The sequence below is a fragment of the Rhodococcus sp. MPR-R1B genome (assembly GCF_058793255.1).
Window position 1 is genome coordinate 51,905 of record NZ_JBXAFO010000008.1, and the last position, 25,276, is coordinate 77,180.

The 25,276-nt window shown below is 64.5% G+C and carries 15 protein-coding genes; 7 read left to right on the forward strand and 8 right to left on the reverse strand.

Annotated features, from left to right (window positions below; translation table 11 throughout):
* Positions 1-42 precede the first annotated feature (42 nt).
* Positions 43-1,296, reverse strand: coding sequence for a pyridoxal phosphate-dependent aminotransferase (locus AC1Q61_RS13365; RefSeq protein ID WP_003943683.1), 1,254 nt, complete (start codon positions 1,294-1,296; stop codon positions 43-45).
* A 76-nt stretch (positions 1,297-1,372) separates the two neighbouring features.
* Between AC1Q61_RS13365 and AC1Q61_RS13370 the strand changes: the two genes are divergently transcribed.
* Positions 1,373-3,313, forward strand: coding sequence for a S9 family peptidase (locus tag AC1Q61_RS13370; protein WP_492651137.1), 1,941 nt, complete (start codon positions 1,373-1,375; stop codon positions 3,311-3,313).
* On the opposite strand, the gene AC1Q61_RS13375 is transcribed toward AC1Q61_RS13370, so the two are convergent.
* Positions 3,303-4,235 (reverse strand): hypothetical protein, encoded by a 933-nt coding sequence (locus AC1Q61_RS13375; protein WP_125050427.1) that lies wholly within the window; start codon positions 4,233-4,235, stop codon positions 3,303-3,305. The two genes, AC1Q61_RS13370 and AC1Q61_RS13375, sit on opposite strands and share 11 nt — an antisense overlap.
* Before the next feature lie 245 nt (positions 4,236-4,480).
* Between AC1Q61_RS13375 and AC1Q61_RS13380 the strand changes: the two genes are divergently transcribed.
* Together AC1Q61_RS13380 and AC1Q61_RS13385 are read left to right on the forward strand one after the other, a co-directional pair.
* A complete protein-coding gene (locus AC1Q61_RS13380) occupies positions 4,481-5,659 on the forward strand; it encodes a DUF6745 domain-containing protein (protein ID WP_492651138.1) in 1,179 nt (392 codons plus the stop codon).
* 45 nt (positions 5,660-5,704) lie between these two features.
* Entirely contained in the window at positions 5,705-6,160 is a 456-nt protein-coding gene (locus tag AC1Q61_RS13385) for a DUF8820 family protein (RefSeq protein ID WP_003943690.1), read from the forward strand.
* 173 nt (positions 6,161-6,333) lie between these two features.
* On the opposite strand, the gene AC1Q61_RS13390 is transcribed toward AC1Q61_RS13385, so the two are convergent.
* Entirely contained in the window at positions 6,334-9,468 is a 3,135-nt protein-coding gene (locus AC1Q61_RS13390; RefSeq protein ID WP_492651139.1) for a heterodisulfide reductase-related iron-sulfur binding cluster, read from the reverse strand.
* Between the two features lie 359 nt (positions 9,469-9,827).
* Between AC1Q61_RS13390 and AC1Q61_RS13395 the strand changes: the two genes are divergently transcribed.
* Entirely contained in the window at positions 9,828-10,478 is a 651-nt protein-coding gene (locus AC1Q61_RS13395; protein ID WP_003943407.1) for a DUF8020 domain-containing protein, read from the forward strand.
* Positions 10,479-10,557: 79 nt separating this feature from the next.
* Here the strand turns inward: AC1Q61_RS13395 and AC1Q61_RS13400 are convergent, their stop codons facing one another.
* From AC1Q61_RS13400 to AC1Q61_RS13420, 5 genes are all read right to left on the reverse strand, one after another.
* Positions 10,558-11,868 carry a S1 family peptidase gene (locus tag AC1Q61_RS13400; RefSeq protein WP_007726683.1) on the reverse strand — a complete coding sequence of 437 codons (1,311 nt, stop codon included), beginning with the start codon at positions 11,866-11,868 and terminating at the stop codon, positions 10,558-10,560.
* A 225-nt stretch (positions 11,869-12,093) separates the two neighbouring features.
* On the reverse strand, positions 12,094-13,434 hold the full coding sequence (locus AC1Q61_RS13405; protein ID WP_492651140.1) for a S1 family peptidase: 1,341 nt from the start codon (positions 13,432-13,434) through the stop codon (positions 12,094-12,096).
* A gap of 109 nt (positions 13,435-13,543) precedes the next feature.
* Positions 13,544-14,794: a hypothetical protein gene (locus tag AC1Q61_RS13410; protein ID WP_492651141.1), complete on the reverse strand. Its 1,251-nt coding sequence runs from the start codon at positions 14,792-14,794 to the stop codon at positions 13,544-13,546.
* Between the two features lie 111 nt (positions 14,795-14,905).
* Positions 14,906-17,341, reverse strand: a complete 2,436-nt coding sequence (locus AC1Q61_RS13415; RefSeq protein ID WP_492651142.1) for a LuxR C-terminal-related transcriptional regulator — start codon at positions 17,339-17,341, stop codon at positions 14,906-14,908.
* A gap of 14 nt (positions 17,342-17,355) precedes the next feature.
* Positions 17,356-19,089 (reverse strand): Hsp70 family protein, encoded by a 1,734-nt coding sequence (locus tag AC1Q61_RS13420; protein ID WP_212633959.1) that lies wholly within the window; start codon positions 19,087-19,089, stop codon positions 17,356-17,358.
* Between the two features lie 335 nt (positions 19,090-19,424).
* Between AC1Q61_RS13420 and AC1Q61_RS13425 the strand changes: the two genes are divergently transcribed.
* The 3 genes from AC1Q61_RS13425 (at position 19,425) to AC1Q61_RS13435 (ending at position 25,195) form a co-directional block, all read left to right on the forward strand.
* Positions 19,425-21,722 carry an IniB N-terminal domain-containing protein gene (locus AC1Q61_RS13425; RefSeq protein WP_042452232.1) on the forward strand — a complete coding sequence of 766 codons (2,298 nt, stop codon included), beginning with the start codon at positions 19,425-19,427 and terminating at the stop codon, positions 21,720-21,722.
* Between the two features lie 123 nt (positions 21,723-21,845).
* Positions 21,846-23,714 (forward strand): dynamin family protein, encoded by a 1,869-nt coding sequence (locus tag AC1Q61_RS13430; RefSeq protein ID WP_007726689.1) that lies wholly within the window; start codon positions 21,846-21,848, stop codon positions 23,712-23,714.
* Complete coding sequence (locus AC1Q61_RS13435; protein ID WP_042452229.1) at positions 23,711-25,195, forward strand: dynamin family protein; 1,485 nt, start codon at positions 23,711-23,713, stop codon at positions 25,193-25,195. The genes AC1Q61_RS13430 and AC1Q61_RS13435 overlap by 4 nt, the downstream gene beginning before the upstream one ends.
* Positions 25,196-25,276: the final 81 nt, after the last annotated feature.

The window sequence follows — 25,276 nt, forward strand, 5'->3', positions numbered from 1 at the left end:
ACGAATTGTTTACTCGATTTCAGCCGGATTCAGCGTGAGAATCTACTGTTTGTAACTGGTGAGGAAGTTGCCGAATCGCTCGATGGCCACGGCGAGATCTCGGGCCCACGGAAGGGTGACGATCCGAAGGTGATCGTGATTCGGCCAATTGAACCCGGTGCCTTGAACCATCAGGATCTTCTCCTGGAGAAGCAGGTCCTGAACCAACTTCTCGTCGTCGTGGATCTCGTAGACGTTCGGATCCAGACGAGGGAACGCGTAGAGCGCGCCGCGAGGCTTCACACACGAAACCCCCGGAATCATGTTCAATCGCTCCCAAGCGACGTCGCGCTGCTCGAGCAGGCGGCCGCCGGGCAGGATCAGGTCTTCGATGCTCTGGTGACCGCCGAGGGCGACCTGAATGGCGTGCTGTCCGGGGACGTTGGGGCACAGACGGGTCGACGCCAAGAGATCGAGTCCCTCGAGGAAGCCGGCCGCGTGATCCTTCGGGCCCGTGATCGCCACCCAGCCGGAGCGGTAGCCGGCGACGCGGTAGGCCTTCGAGAGGCCGTTGAACGTCAGGCACAGCAGATCAGGGGCAAGTGTTGCCAGCGAGATGTGCTTGGCGTCGTCGTAGAGGATCTTGTCGTAGATCTCGTCGGCGAGCAGCAGAAGCTGATGCTTGCGTGCCAGATCGACCAACTGCTGCAGAACCTCCATCGAGTACACCGCACCCGTGGGGTTGTTCGGGTTGATGACGAGGAGAGCCTTTGTCTTGTCGGTGATCTTGGATTCGATATCGGCGATATCGGGATTCCAGTCGTTGGCCTCGTCGCAGAGATAGTGGACGGGCGTGCCTCCGGACAAGCTCGTCATCGCAGTCCACAGGGGGTAGTCCGGTGCTGGGATCAGAACCTCGTCGCCGTTGTTGAGGAGGGCCTGCATGGTCATCGTGATCAGTTCGGAAACACCGTTGCCGAGGTAGATGTCGTCGACGTCGAGCTCGGGGAAGCCGGGAACCAGCTCGTAACGCGTCACGATTGCGCGCCGCGCCGACAGAATGCCCTTCGACTCCGAATAGCCCTGTGCATAGGGCAGGGCGGCGATCATGTCCCGCATGATCACATCGGGGGCGTCGAATCCGAACGGTGCCGGGTTGCCGATGTTGAGCTTGAGGATCCGGTGTCCTTCCGCCTCCAACCGGGCGGCATGCGCGTGCACCGGTCCACGGATTTCGTACAGGACGTTCTGGAGCTTCGACGACTGCTCCAGCTCGCGCTGCGGCTGACGGTGGCGGACGGGTTCTGGTGTGCTCACGAGTTACATGATTCCACCACTGTGCAAGTGCATTGTCGGGGACCGTGTCGCACGCCCCGTTGGCTATTGTCGAGCGATGACCCCCAGCGAGCAGATTGCAGCCCCGTACGGATCGTGGACTTCTCCGATCGGAGCAGCTGATCTGGCTGCAGGTGGGCACCCTGTCGAGGGTGGACGATACGTCGGTGACGAGATCTGGTGGGCTGAACTTCGTCCGACCGAGGGTGGTCGGACCTCGATCCGTCGATCTGGTCTCGACAACCAACCCGTCGACATCCTCCCCGCGCCGTGGAACGCGCGAACCAGGGTTCACGAGTACGGCGGTGGCGCCTGGACGGTCACCGAGTCCGGAAAACTGGTCTTCAGTGAATTCTCCGATCAACGGGTGTACATCCTCGAAGGAGTCACTCCACGGGCTCTGACGCCCGAACCGGCGTCGCCGGCCGCGTGGCGATACGCAGACCTGCAGATCGTGAACGGCGAGGTGTGGGCGGTTCGGGAAGCGCACGCGGAGGACGGGGCGATCACTCGCGATATCTGCGCGATTCCGCTGGACGGTTCCGGCAACATCCGCTCGATCGTCGGCGGCTCGGACTTCCTCTCGTCACCGAGGCTTTCGCCGAGTGGAACCAAGATCGCCTGGATCGCATGGAACCATCCGCAAATGCCCTGGGACGGTACCGAACTGAGGGTGGCTCCACTCGTCGACGGCATCGCTCAGGCGTATTCCGTGCTTATCGGCGGACTTGAAGAGTCCGTCCTGCAGCCGGAGTGGATCACCGACGACGAACTCTACGCAATCAGCGATCGCAGCGGCTGGTGGAACATCTATCGCGTCGGCGGCAAGATCATCCCGACCTGCCCGCTGAATGCGGATTTCGGTGGCCCACAGTGGCGCTTCGGTGCGCGCTGGTTCGTCGAACTCGACAACGGGCACCTTCTCACCGCACGCACCGTCGGAACCGACACGCTGGCGGTACTCGACCCGGCGTCGGGGGAACTGCGCGACATCGCGATCCCGGGTGCCACCAGCATCGGCCTCATGCAGGTTCGTGGCGATCGGTTACTGCTCATCTCGGGAGGCGCGAAACTGGCGGGCGCGCTACGTGAACTGGACCTCGGTACCGGTGAACTCACCGAAATCCGTTCGTCGGTCGAAGAATTGCCCGAGTCTGCCTATCTTCCGGAAGCGCGAGCCGTCGTGGCTCACGGACACGGGCGAGAAGTTCACGCCGTTGCTTATCCGCCGCGCAGCCCGCGATACAAAGGGCCCGACGATGAACTGCCGCCGTACGTCGCGTTTGTTCACGGTGGACCGACGGCGCACGTCGCACCGGCCCTCAACCTCGTCTACGCCTTCTTCACCAGCCGCGGAATCGGTGTCGTCGATGTGAATTACGGCGGGTCGACCGGTTACGGGCGTGAGTACCGTAATCGATTGCGCGGTCAGTGGGGTGTCGTCGACGTGCAGGACGTCGTCACCGCCGTCAACGGGTTGGCCGAGCAGGGGCTCGCCGATCCGGCCCGCCTTGCCATCGAAGGCGGATCTGCCGGTGGTTGGACCGTTCTGGCCGCACTGACGACGTCCGACGTGTTCGCTTGTGGTGCTTCCTATTTCGGCGTGGCCGAACTGGACCTGTTCGTGCAGGAAACTCACGATTTCGAATCGCGTTACGTCGACGGTTTGATCGGCCCGCTGCCGGAATCTGCCGACCTGTACGCGGAACGTGCTCCACTCAACAACGTCGACGGGTTGAACTGCCCGGTGTTGCTTCTCCAGGGTCTCGACGATCCGATCGTGCCACCCTCGCAGGCGGAGCGATTCCGGGATGCTCTGGTGGCCAAGGGCATTCCGCACGCGTACCTGGCCTACGAGGGTGAATCTCACGGATTCCGCAAGCAGTCGACCATCATCAGCTCACGCAACGCCGAGCTGTCCTTCTACGGGCAGGTGCTCGGATTCACTCCACCCGGCATTCCGACGCTCGAGCTGTGGAAGCCTGCGATCAGTAGCTGACGGCCCCGCGGCTGCGCGCGAAGGCCGCCAGGATCCGACTTGCCACCAGTGACGGGGTCGACAGGTCGGCCCACGTCCACCTCGCGACCTCCCACCCTGCGTCACGGAGTCGGTCTTCGCGGAGCTTCTCGTTCCAGAGCGCGTCCTCGGGGCTGCGACCGGCTGGCACCAGTCGGCCGTACTTGATGCGGCCGTCGAACTCTCCGATGGTGCGCTGCTCACGCCACAGGAAGTCGACGCGGCCGGCGAACCCTCGAGCGTCGTGGATGTCGACCTGGGGTTCGGGGAGCGGCAGGTGTTCGTGCAGGAACAATGCGAGGCTCCGTGATTCACCGACGCTTTCGATACGGGAGTCCATCGCGGTGAGCGCGTGGAGCGCATGTCGATGGCGCGGATGGTTCGGGCTGAGTGCCAGCGAGGCTGCAACCGCGTCCTTGGTCAACCTTGAACGGTGCAACGCTGAATTGCCCACGACGAGAGCCTGTTCGAAAGTGAGTGTCCTCGCGAGATCCGCAACAGTTCGTGCCGGAGTCGTGACGCGCAGCCCATCGACTTCGGTGATCTCGTTGTCCGCCAGCCATGTCGAGTGCACATGACGTCGAGCGGACTTTCGGCCACCACCTCGCCGGTTCCGGGACAGGTGGACGACGTCGAGCGGAGTGTTCCAGAGTTCGAAACCGTGCAGAACCGCAGCCGAGACGTGGCTGACAGTGGCACCGGGTGAAGCGGCGCAGGCCACGGCCTCTGCCCGCAATCGATGTCGTCCGTATGCGTCGAGGCGGGACAGGTGGCCGCTGTCCACGTACGCACCACGATGGATTCTGGCCCAGGTTCCACTAGCGCAGGCCTGTCGGATCTCGGCATCGGTGCGACCGATCGACAGTTGGTCCGGCCTGCGGATGATATGTGTCTGTTCCCCCATGTCGATCGATCTTGCTGCGCCCGGCGATGGAAAGGAAGCCGTGACCCCGGGGGTGTGGATAGCCGTGAGTGAACACCACTTGTCCACAGTTCGAACCGGTTTCGCGTCGCTGGAGAGGGTGTTCGGTATGGGGAAACGGTGGCAGGTTCCCGGTGTCGCGCTCTAGGAAACCCTTGCGTCCGGAGCGTTCGCGTGCCAGGCTGTTCAACTATGACTACAGGAAAGGCGGACACCGCCACCGTCGCGTGAGCGCCGCACCGATTCGCTCGTCGGCATCACATCGAGCGACATTGCCCGAGAACTTCAATCTCTTCGATGAAGACAGTCTGGCCCTGGAAAAGATCCGCGACGTGTGGCTCGAACGCGGATTGTGTACTCGTCCTGCTGATCGAGACACCGCAGAAGCCTCTGTCGCGCAACTGTATCGGCGCTCCGGGCTCCCGAAACCGGAGTTCGTCTGGGTCCCGTCGCCGTCTGCTGGTTCGGACCTGATCGTCACCGAAGGACTGTCGACCAAGATGTCATTGGACGGCACCGGCCTCGACTGCGCTTCCGGGTATATCGCGAGCATGTTTGCGGCATCGCGCCGACGCATGGACGCGCGGATCGAACGTCGGAGAACTGGCTGGCAGATGGAACGCCGGCAGGGGGAGCGCCTGGTCAGGGCGTCCATTTGGGAATCGTTGCACACCACGCTGTTCGACGGCGTCGCAGCTGCGATACGAACGATGTCGACTCGGGTGGCCGGGGAAGTGACCTGGTACGGGCAGCAGGACGCACATCGAATCGCGTACTACGACACATGTCATCGATTCGGTCTTGCGACTTTCCGCTCGGAAGACCGTGAACTCCTCGACGTGCAGACCGCACTGGCCGACTCGACCGGGTGGTGGTGGGCGTTCGACGACGTGTGCATCATGGCGGAACGACCCACCGCCTTACATGCCGAACCGATTCCGGGCAGCGCGCAGGGAGCACGGCGCTTGCATTATTCTGATTCCCCCGCAATCGAATTCGTAGACGGTACAACGGCGTTCGTTCTACACGGAGCGATCGTTCCAGAGTGGGTAGTGCTCGACCCCACCGCCGAACGCATCGCGCACGAGCGCAACGTCGAGATCCGTCGATGTGCAATCGAGCGGATCGGCTGGGATTCCTACATCGAGCTGGCGGGCCTGACACTGGTCGACCAAACCGACGATCCCGGTAACGCCGGTTGCCTGCTGCAGCTCTACGCGTCGCCGGAGGGCTGGGGTCGAAGTGGACGGATTCTCCTCGCGGTCAACGGTTCTCTCGAACGCGACGGGCATCGGCGTCGATACGGCCTTCACGTACCCGGATGGTTTACCTCCGCGTTGGATGCCGCCGGATGGACTTACGGCATCACCGGTACCGACTATTCCCGTCTCGTTCGTCGAACCTGAATCCCGAACCCTCTACCCTCAATCCTCAAACCTTGGGTGATACTTATGAACTCGAACATGACCTTGTCCGCTCTCACCAGCCTCACCGGCCTCGATGTCTTCGACTACCTGGACCAGGAAGTGTCCATTCCTGTGATCGACGGACTTCAGGCGCAAGGCGATCTCATCGTGATCCCGTTTTCGCTGCTCGCAAATATCGTGGCGCCTCTGCCATGGACACGCTCTGTGAGAGTGCCGCTCTCCGGCGTGGAACTGCTGCGAAGTGCGGCGGGAGGGAACCCCCACAGTCTGGTTGCAGACGAAGGGGAGTGCACGTGGTCGACGCCGGTGAAAGATGCTCGGGGCCTTGCACTCGGCATGCTCGACACCCGAGTGACCGCGTACCTCATCCACCCGGAGCACGGCGCGACCGGCATCGCTCCGGGACGATACGTCATCGGCCGGCAGCAGGAAAGGGGCGTCGGGCGTGCGCGCGGTGCGGTGATGCTTGTCGCCGATTGACACGCCGGCCTCGAGTTGGCGGGGGAGTGAGCACCACTTGCATAGGGCGAGCACCGGTTTCCGTGTGCTGGACGGTGTGTTGGGTCGAGGGAAAGGGTGCTCGGTCGGCAAAGGCTCCCGCACAAACACGAATGCCCTCACCGTGACGGTGAGGGCATTCGCGTGTGGTGCGCTTACTTCTTGCGGCCAGGAGCCTTCGCGCCGGCCTTGAATCCGAGTCCGCCTGCCTTGGGGGCGGGCGGCGCGGCAGCAGGCGCCGGAGCTTCCGCGGGTGCGGACGCCTCAGCAGGCGCTTCAGCGGGTTCTGCCTTCACAGGTTCGGCCTCGGGAGCCGGGGCCTCAGCAGCCGGCGCCGGGGCCGCAGCGGGAGCTGCCTTCCGAGCGCCGGGAGCCTTTGCGCCCGATTTGAATCCGAGTCCGCCGGCCTTGGCGGCAGGCGGAGCCTTCGGGGCTTCCGCCTCGGCGGCCGGAGCCTCTGCCGGAGCAGCAGCAGGTGCTTCAGAAGCAGGAGCAGCCTTTGCTCCAGGAGCCTTGGCCCCGCCCTTCATCTGCAGTCCCTTGCCGCCGGGTGCCTTGGCGCCGGACGCCAGGCCCAGACCCTTCGGCTTGGCGACGGGTGCAGCAGCTTCGGGTGCAGCAGCCTCAGCAGCCGGAGCTTCCGCTGCCGGCGCGGCAGCGGCCTTTGCTCCGGGTGCCTTGGCGGCGCCCTTCATCTGCAGTCCCTTGCCGCCGGGTGCCTTGGCCCCGCCTGCCAAGCCGAGACCCTTGGGCTTTGCGACAGGTGCTGCCGGTGCAGCAGCTTCGTCAGCGGGAGCTTCCGCGCTTGCGGCGGGAGCCGCCTTCTTGGCGCCGGGAGCCTTTGCCCCGCCGGCCATTCCGAGCCCCTTGCCGGGTGGCTTGGCGCCGGGAGCTTTCGCACCTGGTGCTTTGGCGAGTCCCTTCATGGCCAGACCCTTGCCTGCCGGTGCAGCCTTGGCTTCCGGAGTCGCGGCAGCTTCCTCGACTTCGGCGACCCGATCCTGCTCGACGGTCTCAGCCTTTGCCTCAGCAGCGACCGGTGCCTTCTCGCGCGGGATCACCTTGATGTTCTCGCCGAGCTGGGCGGGATCGAGGCGGGTGACGGAGTTCAGCATCAGCTGCGCGACGTCGACGACCTCGACGCCTTCGCCCTGGCCTTGCTCCTGGCGGGCAGTGACGCCGTCGGTGAGCATGACGCGGCAGAACGGGCAACCCGTGGCGATCTTCTTGGGATTGGTGGAGAGCGCTTCGTCGACGCGGTCGACGTTGATGCGCTTGCCGATGTTCTCTTCCATCCACATGCGAGCACCACCGGCACCACAGCACATGGAACGTTCGCCGTGACGCGGCATTTCGACGAGCTTGGAGCCTGAGGCTTCCATGAGTTCACGGGGAGCGTCGTAAACCTTGTTGTGGCGTCCGAGGAAGCACGGGTCGTGGTAGGTGACGTCTTCGCTCACGGACGCAACCGGGATCAGCTTCTTCTGGCGCACCAGACGGTTGAGCAGCTGAGTGTGGTGCACGACCTCGTAGTCGCCGCCCACCTCCGGGTACTCGTTGCCGAGGGCGTTGAAGCAGTGCGCACAGGTGACGACGATCTTGCGCTTCTTCTGCTCGATACCGTCGAAGACCGAATTGAGCATCTCGATGTTCTGCATCGCGAGCTGCTGGAACAAGAACTCGTTGCCGGCACGACGTGCGGAGTCGCCGGTGCAGGTTTCGTCGGCGCCGAGGACCATGAACTTCACTCCCGCGGTGGCGAGGAGTTCGGCAACGGCCTTGGTGGTCTTCTTGGCACGGTCTTCGTAGGCGCCGGCGCAGCCGACCCAGAAGAGGTACTCGTAGTCCTCGAAGCTGTCGGCGTCCTTGCCGAAGACGGGGATCTCGAAGTCCATCTCGTTGATCCAGTTGAGGCGATCCTTGGAGTTCTGACCCCAGGGATTGCCCTTGTTCTCGAGGTTCTTGAACAGGCCGGCGAGCTCGGAGGGGAACTCCGATTCGATCAGGACCTGGTAGCGACGCATGTCGATGATGTGGTCGACGTGTTCGATGTCGACGGGGCACTGTTCGACGCAGGCGCCGCAGTTGGTGCAGCTCCACAAGGTTTCGGCGTCGATGACCGGGGCCATCTCGCCTTCGACGGTTTCACCGACGAGCTTGCGGTCGGCCTCGAGGCGTGCCGCCTCGGGGATGGCTGCGAGGGCGCCTTCCTTGACATTGCCTTCGCTGTCGACGAGACCGATCTCGTCGCCGCCCATGTCCTTGCGTCCACCAGCGAGCAGGTACGGGGCCTTGGCGTAGCCGTGGTCACGCAGCGACATGATGAGCAGCTTGGGCGAGAGCGGCTTTCCGGTGTTCCACGCGGGGCACTGGGACTGGCAACGACCGCACTCGGTGCAGGTGGTGAAGTCGAGCCAGCCCTTCCAGGAGAAGTCTTCGATGTTTCCGGCGCCGAGAGTGTCGGTGTCGGGGTCGACGTTCTCCATCGTCAGGACTTTGCCCTTGGACATCATGGGCTTTGCCGCGCCGAGGGCGACGGTGCCGTCGTCTTCACGCTTGAAGTAGATGTTGAAGAACGCCGAGAAGCGGTGCCACGCGACGCCCCAGGTGATGTTGCGGCCCACGATCGCGAGCCAGATCATGCCGGTCATCAGCTTCACGAATGCGAACACCGAGATCATGACGGGGCTGGCGGGAAGCAGTTTCGCGACCTGCATGGTGAAGAAGTCGGTCCACGGGTTGGCGTGACCGTAGGTCGCGATCTTGCCTGCCTTGACCATGATCATGCCCAGGCCCTCGAGCAGGACGATGCCTTCGATGACGTAGGCAGCCTTGAAGTTGGAGCCGCCGAAACGGGACAGGCGCGCGGGCAGACGCGGGTGGTTGAGCTGACGGATCACGATCAGCGTGGTGATACCGATGACGGTGCCCAGGCCGAGGATCTCGTCCCACAGGTGCCACGCCCACGTGTTACCGAAGATGGGCCAGTGGAACTCGGGGTTGAACGTCTGGCCGTAGGCCTCGAACCACAGCAGGAACCCACCGAGGAAGCCGACCATGACGAGCCAGTGGGCCCAGCCGACGCTGCGGAACTTGTTCATGCGCGTGTGCGCGATGAACTCGATGATCATCTGCTTGAAGCGAGGGAAGAACGGGCGCCATCGATCGGGTGCCGACTGGCCGATGCGCACGGTGTTGAACATCCTCAGCGCGCCTGAGAGGAAGATGTACCAACACACCAAGCTCAGCAGAGCACCAATCGTGCCCAACGTAATCGTCAGGGCATTCATGTCGCGGCCTTTCGTTTCAGGGCGACGCGTCGGCCACCTCGGGACAGCCCACTGATACTAACCTGCGTTATGTTACCCGCCAGTAACTAGCATTACCAGCCTGTAGGTACCGGCTGGTAACCGCTCGTGGCCTGGAGAGATCGATCTTCTGCGTCGGACGGGCTGGGCCAGACGCAGACATGTCTGGTCGTCACGTTAGGCGGTGCCCGTCAGGTGTCCATCTGTCAGGCAGCCCTAAGTCGGGTTCCGAGCAGGTGAGAACAACCGACCGGCTGTTATCGTTACGCCCGTCACGCACAGGGGAAACGGGTGGTGTGAGTCATCGACTGACGCCCGCCCGATCCCGGGGAGGATCAAAAATGTTCATTCGAAAAGCTGCGGCCGTCGCAGCGATGACCATTGCCGCTACGGGCATCGCTGCAGGTACTTCTTACGCAGCTCCGGAGACGTCACCCGACGTTTCGTACACCGCCGAGGTCGTCGACCAGGCCGTTGTCACCACCATCGACGCCGGAGCATTCCGGGTCTCGGGCGACGGAACTCACGTCGACTTGCAGAACAGCCAGGGCGCAACTCTCGTGAGCCTTCCGCTCGCGTTCAACCTCGGCGACGTTCAGTTCCCGTTCGACGAGACCGTCAGTGAGGACGGCAAGACCCTCACCCTCAAGCCGAACCTGGACCCGGCCAGCTCCAAGCCGAAGCCGGTCGCTGCCGAGTTCACCCCGGTTGCTTCGCCTGACGAGGATCAGAAGGCAATCGAGAAGTTCCAGTCACAGCTCGGGCTTGCCACGCAGATCGGTAGCCTCACCGGCACGATCGTCGGGGCGGTCATCGGTTGCATCGTGGGTCTGCCCGGCCTGGTCGTCGGCTGCCTGCCCGGCATGGTCACAGGGGCCGGTATCGGTGGAGTCGCCGGTACCATCCTCGCCGGCGGCGGAACTGCCGTCGTCGCGGGCTTGGACCTGATCAAGGTTCTGAACGCTCCGGCTGGAACAACTCTCTTCCAGTAGAACGTCACGAACGCCGAAACGGGCGCCACACCTTCAGAAGGTGTGGCGCCCGTTTTGCTGTCTCGAGGAATGCGTGTGATCAGTAGTCGCGAACCTTCAGGCCTGGGTTGGCGGCGAGGATGTCGTTGATCGGCGTCGCGTACTGGGTCGGGGCTTCTTGCCCGAACAGTGTCTCTGCCTGAGCGATCTCGCACAGGGGAGAGGTGGCGACGTTGGACGCACTCGTGATGCCCACTGCCAACGTTCCGGAGACGATCGGGCCACCGCTGTCACCCTGCAAGACGCAGATGTTGGTGGTGAAGCCGTTGTCGAGGGTGTGATCCAAAACCTTTGCGACGCGGTTGACGCCGGTGACGACGCCGCAGCTGAAGCCCGTGGTCGATCCTGCCTTGCAGACCGGGGCGCCCACGACAGGATCGGCGGTACCGGTGATGTTGACCGAGCGGTTGAACGGGACCCGCACGCTGTTGTTCTCGAAGCGGTACTTCGCGTTGTCGTCGATGTTGATGATCGAGTAGTCGCGCCCGTCGAAGCTGCTCTTGGCGAAGTACCCGACGCGGGGCCCGGTCTGGTTGTTCACCATCGGGAAGACCTGGCTGGAGTTCGAGGTGCCGGCAGCGGCGCGATTGGGATCACAGTGACCGGCGCTGATGTTGACCGTGCGCCCTGAACCGTCGGTGCCGTTGAAGCCGAACGAACAACGCAGTCCAGTGTTACCGGAGGTTGCGCCGAAGGCGTCTCCGCCCAGTGCGGCGTCGCCGGTTGCGGATCCGGTTGCGGGGATGAGGTCCGCGACGATCGGGGGAACCAGTAGCGGAGCAGCGGTATGGACGACGGTCCGCTTCAGGAACTCAGGCAATTCGATGCCGGCGGCAGGATCGGCGGTGAGGGCGACTCCGTTGCCGACGACGTCGACGGCAATGCCACGCACGAGGTCTGCGACCTCGGCAGGCTGCGAATCGAGCCAGGTGTTGAGTGCCGAGAGTTGACTTTGCAGAGCCTGCTCGCTCTGCGCGACGTCCTTGACCTCGAAACCGGCCTTCTCGGCGGCCTCGCGGGCAGCATCCTTGTCTCGACCGTCAGCGAGAGCGACTACGCCCTTACCGAGGTCGTCGAGCCACACTCCGGCAAAAGAGTCGGGAAACTGGACGCGCGCGATGGCGGCGAACTCCGCGAGCTTCTGCGCGAGTTCGGAACGCGAGACGAACTGGTCGGGCGTCAGCGCCAAGTCGTGCTGTAGGGCTTCGGCGAGTTCGACGGGCAGATGGGCTGCCTGATCGGATACCCCGGATTCGTTCGGTTCTGCGTTCGCGACCGCGGTGATCGGTCCGAGGAGCAGCAGCGCGGCCGAACCGAACACTGCGGCGCGACGTGCGATGGAGCTTCGCATGTGGGCCTTTCCACTTCGTTGACCGCGTACCACCCCCCTGGGAGCACACGGATACGGCTCACGGACTTGTGGTGAGCCGATCACAGTCGACCATGACTATATGGGTTCGAACGCGCTATTCCCACCCGTTACATGAGCAGACAGCGCTGACCCCGACCGACAACAGCACTGTGCCCGCCGATCGCGAAACGGATCGGCGGGCACAGTGCGTGAATCAGTGGTTGGTCAACCTGCAGTGCGGACGCGGATTCCGGCACCGACACCGCCACCGGAAGCGCGATCCGCCGCGTCGAGGATGTCTCCGACCGGAATACCCAGATTCGAGGTTCCACCGGAGGTCGCCAGTACCAGGTTCGCTTCGTTGCAACTGGGTGCTCCGCTGCTGTTGGAGCCGCTGGTGATGCCCAGAGCCAAGGTTCCGGAGACGATGGCGCCGCCGCTGTCCCCGGCGAGGGTGCACGCGGTACCGGCGAATCCGCGAACGGTTCGTGAATCACCGTCCGCCATGACCAGTTGAGTTTCGACGCGATCGGCTGCCACGACACCACAGGTGAAGGACGACGTCTGGCCGGACTTGCAGATGGGAGCGCCGATCACGGGACGTGCTGTTCCCGTGATCGCGAGGGTGGTCCCGTTGGCACCGCGGACGGCAGCACGGTCGAGGCCCGCGTCGATGCCGGACTGGTCGAACTTGATGACCGAGTAATCGAGATCGCCGGCGTTGTTGCCGACGGAAGACTGTGAGAATGCTCCGATCAACTGACTGTCGTCGACGTTCGCGTGATTCGGCAGGTAGACGGGCGACTTCGAACCCTCGGCCGGATTGCAGTGTCCGGCACTGATATTGAGAGCATTGTTCTGATCGTCGACGGCGTTGAACCCGAACGAGCAGACCGAGATGTTCTCGGTCGGTGTCTCGCGAATGGGGCCTGTCGACGTGATGTAGGTGTCGCCGCCGAGTGCTCCGGGATCAACCGATCCGCCACCGTCCGGGCTGAGAACGATCTTGGTGTTCTCGAGCAGGGTCGGAAGATTGAGCGCCTGCCCGACGGGGCTGTTCGCGACGTCGATGACGACCTGGTTGTTCAGGACGTCGATAGTCGCCGAATTGACTGCGCGTGAGATTTCCTTGGGCAGCCCGGCAATCCATCCGTTGACGTCGGCCAGCGTCTTCTCGAGAGTGTCGGCGGAGACGGGGGCGACGTGCGTGCGGTAACCGTCGTCGGCCGCGATGCGTGCAGCTTCGGTGGTGGTGACGGCTACGACGGGTTGACCGTCGAGTCCCATCCACGAGCCGGCGTAGTCGCCAGGGCGCTCGGACTTGAATTCCTGGGCGTATGCACCGAGTTCCTGAGCTTTGGCAGCGCGGTTCAGATACTCCTGTGGGGAGATCTTCAGATCGCGTGTGATCGCCTCGACCAGCTCAGCCGGAAGCTGATCTGCCCCGAGCTGTTCGACATGCGTGTCGGAGGCGGGCTCTGCCGATGCCGTCGTGGTGAATGGAGCTGCGAGCAGTAGTGCCGAGGCGCCGACCACAGCGGTGCGGATCGCCAACGAGTTACGCATGAAATCCCTTCAAGTCCCCGGCACCGAGCCGGTAGGTACCGCACCCACCATAGGGGAAAAGTTTCGACGAGGAATATGTGCCTGTTGTCGGCAAGTCGAATTATTCTGTCTAACTTGGCATTCCGGGTCTCGGGGCCAATGGCATGACGGGCATGTCGGGATTCGGAACCACCGGATCGGTTGTGTCGGTCGGGTTGGACGGCTGCGTCGGCGTTGTCTGTGTATCAGTGGGGGCGGTCACGGCGGGAGTGTCCGGGGTATCCGGATCGACCGGATCCAGCGGTCCGACGACCGGCGGCAGGTTCTCGATCCGAAGGGGATCGATCTGGATGGTGATCGGCGATCCCTGTTGCGCGGGGACGTTCGCCGTAGTGGATTTCTCTGTACCGGTGCCCGGACTCACCGGGATGGGCTGGGATTCGGATGAGGTCGATTCCGCTTCGGATGCCCACGACTGCGCCGTCGGCTGCGCGGCGAGAGCGGGTACTTCCGGTGGGGGTGAGGTCGCTGATTGCGTGCCTGTCCCGGATGAACTCGTCGGGGTGGCAGCTGTGTCCGTCCCGGGGGACAGGGAAGATTGTGCGTCGAGAATCCTGGGTGCTGAAATGGTCGGAGTGTGTCCGATGATGACCGCTGCCGCGCAACCCGACACCGTCAGAAAGACTGCGGCGGCTGCTGCGGCGATGATCGGTCGGCGCTCCGACCGCCACTGGCGATTCAGCCAACCGTCGATGCTCGGTTCTTTCGTGACCGGTGCCTCCACGCCGGATTCCGGCTCCGGTTCGATCAGAACGAACGGCGGAAACTCTTCGGGGGTGTCCTCTGGCTCGGCAAAATCGGTTGGCTGGGGTTCGGGACAGGTAGAGGTGATCGAGAAGGGTGCGGCCAACGCTGCGGCTCCGCGAGCAGCACGGTCGTCGGCGTCAGGATCCGCGAGCCAGGCCGCAGAGGCTTCATCTTCTGAAATCAGTTCGACGCCGTCGAGATTCATGCTGTCGAGTGCGCCGCGCAGTACGTCGACGGAATCGCTCGACCAACCCGCGGGGATCACCGCAGAGACGTTCAGGTTCTGATCGGTGAGTGATCGGACTTCCTTGACCAGGCAATACATTGCTGTCGCTACCAGTTCCTCCCCTCGCGTCATGTGCTCGGAGAAGTTGTCGGTATCGTCGGTGCCGACCCTGTCGAGGAACCCGCGCAACCCGGTGGACCCCGCCGCGGTTCCGCCTAGCTGCACGGTGCCGTCGGGGGCGTGGTGCAGAACCGATTCGCGTTCGAGGGTCACCAGCTCCGAGTCAGGTCTCGCGATCGCAGCAATGCTTCGTTTGTTGCCGACGGCGAGTCCGACTCCCCACTTCATAGCGATCCCCGTTTCACAGTTACCGAACTTTGCTCGGCAGGCATGTCCTTATTCCTGTGAAAACTATCACTTAAACGGATATACGCAACCCTCTGGACAATATGCAGCTAACTACTTGTTCGGCGGTGTCATGCTGCGAAGGATGGTGAGCAGTTCCGAACGAGACTGCGCCCCGACGCGCCGCTTGATCCGTGCGACATGGTGCTCGACGGTTTTAGCGGAGATGTAGAGGCGTTCGCCGATTTCCCGATACGTCAGGCCGACGACGACGAGTTCGGCAACTTCTTGTTCGCGCTCGGTCAACACCGACGGTGGCGCCGCACTTGTGGCGGTATCGGTTGCACTTGTCTCGGCCGTCGACGTTGTGCGTAGCGAGCGCGCAACGTGGAGCAGTGCCGTGGCCGATTTGGTGTCCGGGGTGCGCAGCGCTGCTTCGCCGGCGAGGCGAGCGGCGTCCCACGGGAGTCCGATCCGACTGAGCGTTCGTGCGGCGGCTTCGACATCGTCTGCGTCGACGTTGCCTTGCATGAGTAGGAGCCACTGGCGTCCGGCGACCGCCAAACCGGCTGCGTAAGTGTGAGTTTTGGCTGATTCGGCGAGTGTATGGGCGTGTGGGAGGAGATCGGCCGGCGACTGCGAGAGGATCGACGCCTGGACGCCGTACCAATGCAGCGGCGACGACCACAGCGGCGGCTCGCCGAGCGCGCGGAGGAGTGAGCGCGCGTCGTCGACGAGATGCTCGACCTGCTCGGTCTCCTCGAGCCGTACTGCCGCAAGCCACAGTTCGCCGATGGGAAGCAGATTGAACAGATCAACGCTGCAGGACGAGAGGGTGCCTGCCGCGCCCGACCAAGCTCGACGCAGCTGGGCGAGATCGCCGGAACGCCGAGCGAGACCCACGATCAGAGCATGCAGAAACAGTGCGTCACGCTCACGGAGGGGGCCGCGGACTACCTCCTGCGGTAGGTCTTCGAGAATCGCGTCCTGCCCGCGGACCATCGCGATCCAGGCGCCGAGAAGGTGAAGTCGCGCCCACGTGTGGCTGCTTGCGTCGTCGGCGGCGATCGCGGCCGTGACGACAGCGGCGGCCCGTTCATGGGCGCCGTTGTGCAGGAGTGCGAGAGCTACCAGCGCCGGGGCGGAATCAGGCTGGAATTCAGATGTGTCGGCTCCGCCGGGGAGCGAGAGTGCGCGCGACATCGTGTTGAGCGCACTCGGCGCGCTCCCGGTGACCGATTGCATCAGTCCGTTGGCCAGTGTGGTAGCGCCGACCGTCGAGCTCGACGGTGATCCGGTGTGTCCGGTGAGCGCGGCGTTCGCGTCATCGACCTTGCCGATGCCGAGGAAAGTGATTGCGGCGAAGGGGGATTCGTTTCCGGTGCGCCCTGGCCCCAGCCAGGTGTAGAGATCTGCAGCGGCGCCGAGTTGGCCGCATGCTGCGGACGAAGCTGCGCGGATTCGCACCGCCGCAGCCAATCTCGCGTCGTCGAGATCGGGTGCGGCGATGACGGAATCGGCCAGACGGCAGGCAGTGTCGAGGTCACCACTGCGAGCCGAGACCTGGGCGTACAGCAGCGTGTCGGCCACGCCGAGAGGCTCGATCGAATTCACGCGGCGAAAGAGATCTGCCGCGACCGCCGGCGTGCTCGCCTCGACGGCGTCTCGTAGTACACCCGTGAGATCGCGGTGGCGGATTCCGGAGTCGAAAAGTCTTCGTGCTGTGTCGATATCGAGGGTTCTCGTGTGTGCGCGTGATTCGACGATTCTGATCAGCTCGCTGCGGATACGCCCGGTGCTCGTCGACTCGGCGAGCACGCTCGCGACGAGTGGTGATCGCGAACCGAACAGTCCGGTCGCCAGTGCCCGGTCGAATGCAGCTGTGAGGCTGAACTTCTCCTGTCCCAGATCGAGCTCGAAGGCGTCGATGTCCGGGACGGCGAGTGAAACTTCGAGGATCTCGCGCTCGATCGGATGCAGAGCGGTGACCTGGTGGAGGATGTGTGTGCGTATGGCGTTCGGCATTTCCAGGCGGCCTGCCGAGGCGGCGGCGAAGTACGCTTCGATCGCCCCGAAGGAACCACCGGACAGATGCTCGAGCGCCACCACGGCGCGGTCGTCGAGCGGGACTCTTCGCTCGGCCGCGATCTTCCGAATATCGTTTCGGTTCAACGGGTTCAGATGCAACACGGTGCCGAAACTCGAGATGTTCGAGTAGATCGGTGCGAGTGGTGGATCGATCCGATCGGAGGCTACGACAACTCCGAGGTCGTCACGTTGGACAAGCTCTTTCAGGGCACGGATTTCATCGGAGGTCAGAGCTTGCGCGTCCGCGATCACCACAATCGCGTCGGCGGGGACGTCATGCGTGACTGCGGTGACCACGGGCTTGTCACCCGATTCGATTCGCTTCCGTACAACCCTCGTCACTTGGGGCCGAGCGCTGGCATCGGTCCCGGTGACGAACAGGCGCAGTGGCGATGCAGTCAGGTCGACGTCGCGCAAAAGTCCTGCGATGAACGACGATTCGGTGCCGTTGTCACGGTTCATCGAAAGACCGCCGGTCAGCGGATCGGTGCGGTGACGCCGCCGACGACACCACCGACCACGTTTCCGACACCACCGACGACGTTACCGAGACCTCCGACCACGCCGCCGACTCCGTTGCCGACACCGTCGACCAGACCGCCGACTCCGTTTCCGATGCCGGTCGCAGCGTCACCGACACCGGTCCCGACGCCGGCTCCAGGCGCGGGTGCGGGTGCGGGTGCTGGTGCCGGGGCGGGAGCAGGTGCGGGCGCCGGGGCGCCGGGTGCGGCAGGTGCAGGCGCCGACGGAGCGGTCTCGCCCGGTGCGGGCGAGGATCCCGCCGGTGCGCCGGCAACCGGAACTGCCCCCGGCGCCGTCGTCGAGCCGCCTGCGGCAGCAGGAGAACCGGGCTGATTGCTTTGAGTGCCGTTGTTCGCAGTCGTGGATCCGGTGCCTGCCGCTTCCGCTGCCGTGGTGCTGCCGGGAGTAGAGCCCGCGGTGGTCGAAGCGGTCGAGGAGGTGGACTCGCTGGTGGTGTTCGCCGAACTGGACGGAACGTTGATCTTGTCCATGGCAGTTCCGATTCCGAGCCCGCCTGCGGCGAGCACGATGAATGCTCCCACCACTGCAGCAACGACGCCGACCCTCGACGAGCGTCGAGTCGCCGTGTTCTCTTCTTCGGTCGGCTCGGCAAGCAACGGAGTGGAGAAGGCGGGAACTGGTGCGGGCTTGCGAGACGGCTCGGCGGGAATCACTGCAGTGGCGGCGGCCGGTACTTGCGAGTCTCTGGCGTCGAGTGCGAGGGCCGCGGCGCCGGACGCCGCGCACGACGCTGGATCGGCGTCGGCGATCACCGGGACACGAAGCTCCGCCGACAGTAGTTCGGCGACAAGGGGAATGGACGAGCTTCCGCCGGCCAGGACAACCTGATTGACGTCACTGGACTCGACGCCGGCAGATCGCAGGCTTTCGCGAACCAATGCCACCGATTCGGTGAGGGCGGGCCGGATCAGATCTTCGAGTTCGGAACGAACGAGTCGAACGTCGCTGACGGCACCGGGAAGGGCCACGCGGGCAACGGTTTCTGTCTCGGTGGAAAGTTCCTCCTTGGCTGCGCGGGCATGCTCGCGCAGAGTTTCCAGCGCTGCAATCGTCTCGGGTGCAAAGGGATCAAGGGTTGCGAACTGGTCGGAAACCGCATCGAGCAGGTGAACGGTGACGAGGTGATCGAATTCGTCGCCGCCGATGTCCTCGCTGCGCAGCGGCTTACCGAAGATCTCGCTTCGTCCGTCGGTCGTGGACATCATCGTGACGTCGAGCGAGCGAGCACCGAGGTCGTAGACGACGGTCAGACCGTCGCTGACGACAGTTCCGGAAGCGGCGAGCCACGCCATGACGGCTGCGGGTTCGGCGACGAGAGTCGCCCCGTGAATTCCGGCGTCGTCCAGAGCGGACTCCATGGTGCGTGCTGTGTGGCGGTTCCACCCCACCGGGTGAGCCAGGACGACAGTTGGCCCTTCGTTACCGCCTGCCTGGTCTACCAGTGCGCCGACCGCTGTCGCCGCGAGAGCCTCGCCGCGGTACTCGGTACCGTCGGCGGCAAGTATCGGAATCGGGTCCCCGACGCGCTCGACAAATCCGGTGATGACGGATCCGTCGTCCAATTGCAGCGCACTGGGTAAGCGGACCTGTTGCGTTTCACCGGTCGAGCCGTCGGTGACAGCTACGAGAGTGGCCGAACCGATGCTGATGCCGAGCCCTGCCGCCATGAACGAACTCCCCTGGTCGTGGGCGACAGAAGGACTGTCGCGGTTGTCTGCGATGTCGGTTTCAGGACCTAGATCGTTACCGGATCGGAGGCGTCGCGACGAAGTAGGGGACCGATCCCCTAATCGGGGCAAATCCCCTATTCCGACCGGGCGTAGCCCAATGGGGGGCTTCCCCACCTGTCCCTGGAGAAGAGGGGGGTGCTCCCCGTTGGCCCCAGTCGCAAAAGTTCTTAGCGTTGATTCCACTCGCTACCTCTGGCAGCGCACCAGTTTCCGGACCACCGGCAACTACCCACCGGCAACAACCCGGTCAACGAACTTCAGGAGAACCCGCCATGGCAACGAACGCCGTACTCGAATTCATCCTCGGGCTACTTCGTGACGACGAGGCAGCTGCCAACTACTGCGCCAACCCGACCGCGGCACTCGATGCTGCCGGTCTGTGCGACGTCAGCCCCGCCGACATCGTCGCGGTCGCTCCGCTGGTCGCCGAGTCCGGACTCTTTGCCGGTGGCGGCGCCGACCTGTCCGCGATCGTCAACGCCGGTGCGTCCGCTGCCGGTGCAATCGGCGGCGGTCTCGGACTCGGCGGTGGTCTCGGTGGTGGACTCACCGGTGGTCTCGGTGGTGGCCTCGGCGGCAGCCTGGGTCTCGGCGCAGGTGCAGGAATCGGAGTCGGAGGCGCCCTCGGCGGCCAGTTCGACCTGGTCGGCGACTTCGCAGCAGCCCTCAGCGCTGCGCTTGCCATCGGTGGCGAGATCAGTGCCGAACTCGGCGCAGCCTTCGGCGCTGTGATCGAAGCCGGTCTCGGTTTGGGCGGCGCACTCGATCTCGAAGGAGCTCTCGATCTGGGCGCACAGCTCAGCGCGGCTCTGGGCGGCGCCCTCGGTGTGACCGGCGGCCTGACTGCGGAGCTGGGAGCAGCCCTCGACGCCGCGATCGGCGCAGTCGGCGGACTCGACCTGACGGCAGGGCTCAGCGGAGCTCTCGCACCCGTCTTCGCCATCGGTGGTGACCTCGGAGCCGATCTCGGCCTGGCTCTCGGTGGACTCCTCGGCGGCGCAGCAGACCTCAGCGGTCTCCTTGACATCGGCGGCGAACTGGGCGCGAGCCTGACCGGCGCACTGGAATCCGCTCTTGCACTCGGCGGCGGCCTGGATCTCGCCGGCGCTCTGACAGGCGACCTCAGCACGGCATTGTCCGGCGCGCTCTCGGGCGTCCTGGGAGCCGGCGGCACGATCGGCGCCGATCTGGGTGCATCGCTCGGCGGCGTCCTCGGCGCGATCACGGATGTCAGCGTTCTCACCGATATCGCGGGCGGCCTCGATCTCGGTGCTGCCCTGAGTGGCGCCCTCGGCGGAGCACTCGGCGTCGGCGGCGGTCTGGAAACTGCATTGGGCGGCGCACTCGACGCAGCACTGGGTCTCGGCGGCGGACTCGACCTCGACGCCGTACTCGGCGGCGGCGCAGACCTCGGCGCGCAGCTCAGCGCGGCACTCTCCGGCGCCCTCGGTGCCGGCGGAACGGTCGGAGCCGACCTGGGTGGCGCACTCGGTGGACTGCTCGGGGGAGCACTCGACCTCGAAGGTGGTCTCGGCGCAGACCTCGCGGCAGCTCTGGGCGGAGGCGCGAATCTGTCGACGGCCCTCGAGGGTGTTCTCGGTTCGGCACTCGGCGTCGATGCCGGGCTCGCGGGCGGTCTCGGCGGCGCTCTCGACGCAGCGCTGGGCGCAGGCGGACTTACCGGAATCGACCTCGGTGGTGCACTCGGTCTGGGCGGTGAAGCAGGCTTGGCAGCCGGTGTCGCTGCGGCTCTCGACACCGCCCTCGCAGGTGCAGGCGGCTTGGGTGCTGTCGGTTCCGTGGGCACGGACCTGACCGGCGCGCTGGACGGTGCGCTGGGCGCGGGCCTCGGGCTGGGGGGCTCTCTCGACAGCGTTCTCGGTGCCGAAGGTGCACTCGGTGGAGCGCTGGACACGGCACTGAACCTCGGCGGAATCGACACCGGTTCGATCGGTGCCGACTTGCCCTCCGTCGACCTCGGCGCTGTGAACCTCGGCCCGATCTCCGCTGAACTGCCTTCCGTCGACCTCGGAAGCATCGCGGCAGAAGGCCTGAACCTCGGCGGTGTGACCGGCGACCTCGGAGCAACTGTGGGCGGCGCGCTGGACGCAACCGCAGGTCTCGACGCAACAGCAGGTCTCGACGCGGCCACGAACGCTGCGGCTGGTTTGGGTGGGTCGCTCGGCGGCGCACTGAACGGCGTCACCGATCTCGGTGGATCGCTCGGCGGGGCTGTCGGAGCAGTCACCGACGTGACGGGTTCGATCGGTGCCGACGCAGCCGCAGCTGCCGGTGGCACAGTCGACGGCGGCGGTACCGTTGGCGGCGGCGGAGTCGCTGACCTGGGCGGATCCCTCGGTGGAGCAGTGAGCGGAGTGTCCGACCTGACGAGTTCGTTGACCGGTGCGCTGAACCCGTGGTCGTCGATCGATGCGACCGATGCTTTCGGTTCGGGTTCCACTTCGGGTCTGAGCGCCGATACCGAACACTCGCTCTTCGCCGAGGATTCGGTTGCAGCGCCGGTCGATCACATCGACCCGGTTGCGGTTGTCGATCACCTGCATCCCTGATCTGCTGACGCAGGAACTGAAATCGGTCAAAATGACCTGATGTAACAAATCCGGCCCTGCGTGCGCTATGCGTTCGCAGGGCCGGATATTCGAGTCGGGAAGAATTGCGGGTCAACGTAGCTCATGAGTGATTCAGCGAGTCAGGTAAGCAGCCGGAAGGCGCGCGTCGCGTCGTCGACGGCGTCGTTGCTCGAACGAACAGCCGTCGTGGCGAAGGATTTCGGGCGCACGGATCTGGTGCGCCGACTCGAGAACGCTCAGGTGAGAGTCAACGACCCGCGTATTCGCATCGTGGTGGTCGGACCCCTCAAGCAGGGCAAGAGCCAGTTCGTCAATTCTCTGCTAGGCATCGACGTGTGCTCGGTCGGTGACGACGAGACCACGGCCGTGGCGACGGTAGTTCAGTACGCGGAGACCGCGGTCGCCGAACTGATTCTCGCCGATCCGGGTGCGGCGCCCATTCGGGTGCCCCTCCCGCTCGAGGAACTGATGGGGATCACCCCGGCCACGCCTCGCGCCGAAGGGCGTGAAGTTCTGCGTGTGGAAGTGGGTGTTCCCAGTCCGCTGTTGGCCGACGGTTTGGTTCTGATCGACACCCCCGGTGTCGGCGGTCACGGAAATCCTCATGCTGCAGGAACATTGGGATTGATTACTGCGGCCGATGCAGTGTTGGTGCTGTCGGACTCCAGCCAGGAGTTCACCGAACCGGAGCTGGGATTCATCCGCCAGGTCGTCAATCTGTGTCCTGCGGTAGCCGGGCTGATCAGCAAGACCGATCTGTACCCGCACTGGCGGCAGATCCTCGACGCCGATCGCGGACATCTCCAGCGTGCCGGGTTGGATCTGCCGCTCATTCCGATCTCCTCGGTACTGCGCTCGCACGCGCTGAGGCTGGGGGACAAGGAACTCGAAGCGGAATCCGGATTCTTGGACCTCTATCAGTTCTTGCGGGACAACGTCGTTGCGCGTGCCGAATCGAATACTCGACGCGCAGTTGCGATGGATGTGCGTTCTGCGGCAGCGCATCTGACGTTGGAGATGGGCAGTGAGCTTGCGGCGCTGAAGGATCCGTCGACCGCTCAGGCAGCGGTCGCGGGACTGCAGCGTGCCCGGGCAGCGGCCGAGGAACTGCACAAGAAGACCTCACTGTGGCAGCAGAGCCTCGGTGACGGCATCGCAGACCTCGCCGCCGACATCGATCACGACCTCCGGGACCGGTTGCGCCGGGTGACCCGCCAGGCCGAGGAGACGGTCGACGAAGGCGATCCCGGTAAGGACTGGGACGTCGTGGGGGAGTGGCTCGAACAGGAGATCGCCACCGCGATCGGTGACAACTTCGTGTGGGCGCATGATCGCGCACAGTGGCTGGCAGAAGTTGTGGCGCAGCACTTTGCGGAGACCGGTGACGTCGCGCTCCCGCATCTCGACGTCGCCGACACCGACGGTTTCCTGGAACCGGTCGGTGCATTGGCGGACCTCGAATCCGGCCGAATCGGCATCACTCAGAAAGTCCTGGTCGGCATGCGCGGCTCGTACGGCGGCGTGCTCATGTTCGGCTTGATCACCACGATGATGGGCATGGCTCTGGTCAACCCGATCTCCATCGGCGCCGGGGTTCTGCTGGGCACCAAGGCTTATCGTGAAGACAAGCAGGCTCAGGTGCTCAAGCGTCGCGCTGAGGCGAAAGCGGCTATCCGACGGTTTGCCGACGACGTCAGCTTCCAGGTGGGCAAGGAGTCGAAGGACCGCCTGCGCCTGGTGCAGCGGCTGTTGCGTGATCACTTCACCGACATCGCCGAGCAGGCGTTGCGCTCGATCAACGAATCCCTCCGCGCCACTCAGGAAGCCGCGCAGTTGGAATCGAGTGAACATGCCGCTCGGATCAAGCGTCTGGAGACCGACATGCGCGTCGTCGCGGAGCTCGACGCCGTTGCCGGAACGCTGATCGGCGAAACTCCCGCTCCTGCCTCGGCAAAGGTGACCAACGCATGAATGCCACGACCACCGTGACCGCAGTGGAGTCGGCACACGCCCTGATCGACCACGCCAGACGTGCCTACGCCGATCAGCCGCAGACGCGCGCCCAGTTGGAAGAATGTGCGGCCAGGCTCGACGAGCCACTCCGGGTGGCGCTCGCCGGCTCCCTCAAAGCGGGTAAGTCGACGCTGCTCAATTCGCTTGTCGGACAGGATATAGCGCCTACCGACGCGACGGAATGCACACGCGTCGTCACCTGGTATCGGAACGGGACGACGCCGCAGGTGACCGCGACGGCCGAGAACGGTGCCGAGTTCAACGTGCCGGTGACGCGCCGCGACGGCAGGCTCACGTTCGATCTGGGCGAGTACACCGCAGACTCGGTGGACCGCATCGACGTCGACTGGCCGTCTTCGGCATTGGCTCGTACGACGATCATCGACACACCGGGCACCTCGTCGCTCTCGACCGAGGTCTCGGCCCGCACCTGGGACATGCTCGTTCCCGACGGTGAGGCACCGGGCGCGGATGCAGTGGTCTACCTCTTGCGGGCTCTCAACGCCAGTGACATGCAGTTCCTCGGGAAGATCGCGGATCACGTGGGCGGAGAATCCGGGCCACTCGGAGTGATCGGAGTGCTCTCGCGTGCCGATGAGGTCGGCGCAGGCAGGCTCGACGCGTTGTCTTCGGCGAAGGACGTCGCGGCGCGATTCGCCGAGGAGTTGGAGCGAACCGGCCTGTGCCAGTCGGTGGTTCCGGTGGCAGGTCTACTCGCGCTCGCTGCTCGGACGATGAGGCAGAGCGAGTTCGCGGCCTTCTCGGCGCTCGCGCAGGTTCCGGCCGAGGATCTGAGCCTTGCACTGCTCTCCGCGGATCGCTTTGCCAGGCAGGACAGTCCGCTGCCGGTCGACGCGGCGATGCGGGCGCAATTGGCCGATCGGTTCGGGCTCTTCGGAATTCGCCTCGCCGTGACGTCGATCAAGTTGGGGGCGACCGATTCACCGTCCCTGGCGGCCGAATTGTTGGAGCGCAGCGGCCTGGACGAACTGCGTCAGGTGATCGACGTTCAATTCGGGCAGCGGGCAGATCAGCTCAAATCGCACACGGCGCTGGTGACGCTGGGAAGAATCCTCGAAGCCGATCCGAGCGAGGAAGGCGATCAGATCGCGGCGGAGGCGCAACGGTTGCTTGCCGATGTTCACGGCTTTCACGAACTTCGCCTGCTCGGGCGTCTTCGTTCGGTACACACGGATCTGCCACCCGACGACCTGGCACAACTGCAAAGACTGATCGGCGGCTACGGAATCCGGGCAAGTGACCGGTTGGGCTGCGAACCGGAAGAATCGCCGGAGGTGCAGCGTGCGCGGGCCACGGCGGCTGTCCGCAGATGGCGCGAGTTGTCCAGACATCCGCTCTTCGACAGGTTCACCTCGCGCGCCTGCCTGGTCGCCGCCCGCAGCGCCGAGGGCGTCCTGGCTGAAATTGTGCCCGAATAGGGACCCGTTCACTATGCGAGCGCCGGACGAGGGTTCTATCTTGAGTTCGGGATGATCCGGACATAACTCCCAGGTTCGGGT

Bases quoted from the DNA above. Each gene is read 5' to 3' on its own strand.
- AC1Q61_RS13400 (WP_007726683.1), bottom strand. From the start codon at position 11,868: ATGCGAAGCTCCATCGCACGTCGCGCCGCAGTGTTCGGTTCGGCCGCG.
- AC1Q61_RS13390 (WP_492651139.1), bottom strand. From the start codon at position 9,468: ATGAATGCCCTGACGATTACGTTGGGCACGATTGGTGCTCTGCTGAGC.
- AC1Q61_RS13430 (WP_007726689.1), top strand. From the start codon at position 21,846: ATGAGTGATTCAGCGAGTCAGGTAAGCAGCCGGAAGGCGCGCGTCGCG.
- AC1Q61_RS13420 (WP_212633959.1), bottom strand. From the start codon at position 19,089: ATGGCGGCAGGGCTCGGCATCAGCATCGGTTCGGCCACTCTCGTAGCT.
- AC1Q61_RS13405 (WP_492651140.1), bottom strand. From the start codon at position 13,434: ATGCGTAACTCGTTGGCGATCCGCACCGCTGTGGTCGGCGCCTCGGCA.
- AC1Q61_RS13370 (WP_492651137.1), top strand. From the start codon at position 1,373: ATGACCCCCAGCGAGCAGATTGCAGCCCCGTACGGATCGTGGACTTCT.
- AC1Q61_RS13415 (WP_492651142.1), bottom strand. From the start codon at position 17,341: ATGAACCGTGACAACGGCACCGAATCGTCGTTCATCGCAGGACTTTTG.
- AC1Q61_RS13375 (WP_125050427.1), bottom strand. From the start codon at position 4,235: ATGGGGGAACAGACACATATCATCCGCAGGCCGGACCAACTGTCGATC.
- AC1Q61_RS13435 (WP_042452229.1), top strand. From the start codon at position 23,711: ATGAATGCCACGACCACCGTGACCGCAGTGGAGTCGGCACACGCCCTG.
- AC1Q61_RS13395 (WP_003943407.1), top strand. From the start codon at position 9,828: ATGTTCATTCGAAAAGCTGCGGCCGTCGCAGCGATGACCATTGCCGCT.
- AC1Q61_RS13385 (WP_003943690.1), top strand. From the start codon at position 5,705: ATGAACTCGAACATGACCTTGTCCGCTCTCACCAGCCTCACCGGCCTC.
- AC1Q61_RS13425 (WP_042452232.1), top strand. From the start codon at position 19,425: ATGGCAACGAACGCCGTACTCGAATTCATCCTCGGGCTACTTCGTGAC.
- AC1Q61_RS13410 (WP_492651141.1), bottom strand. From the start codon at position 14,794: ATGAAGTGGGGAGTCGGACTCGCCGTCGGCAACAAACGAAGCATTGCT.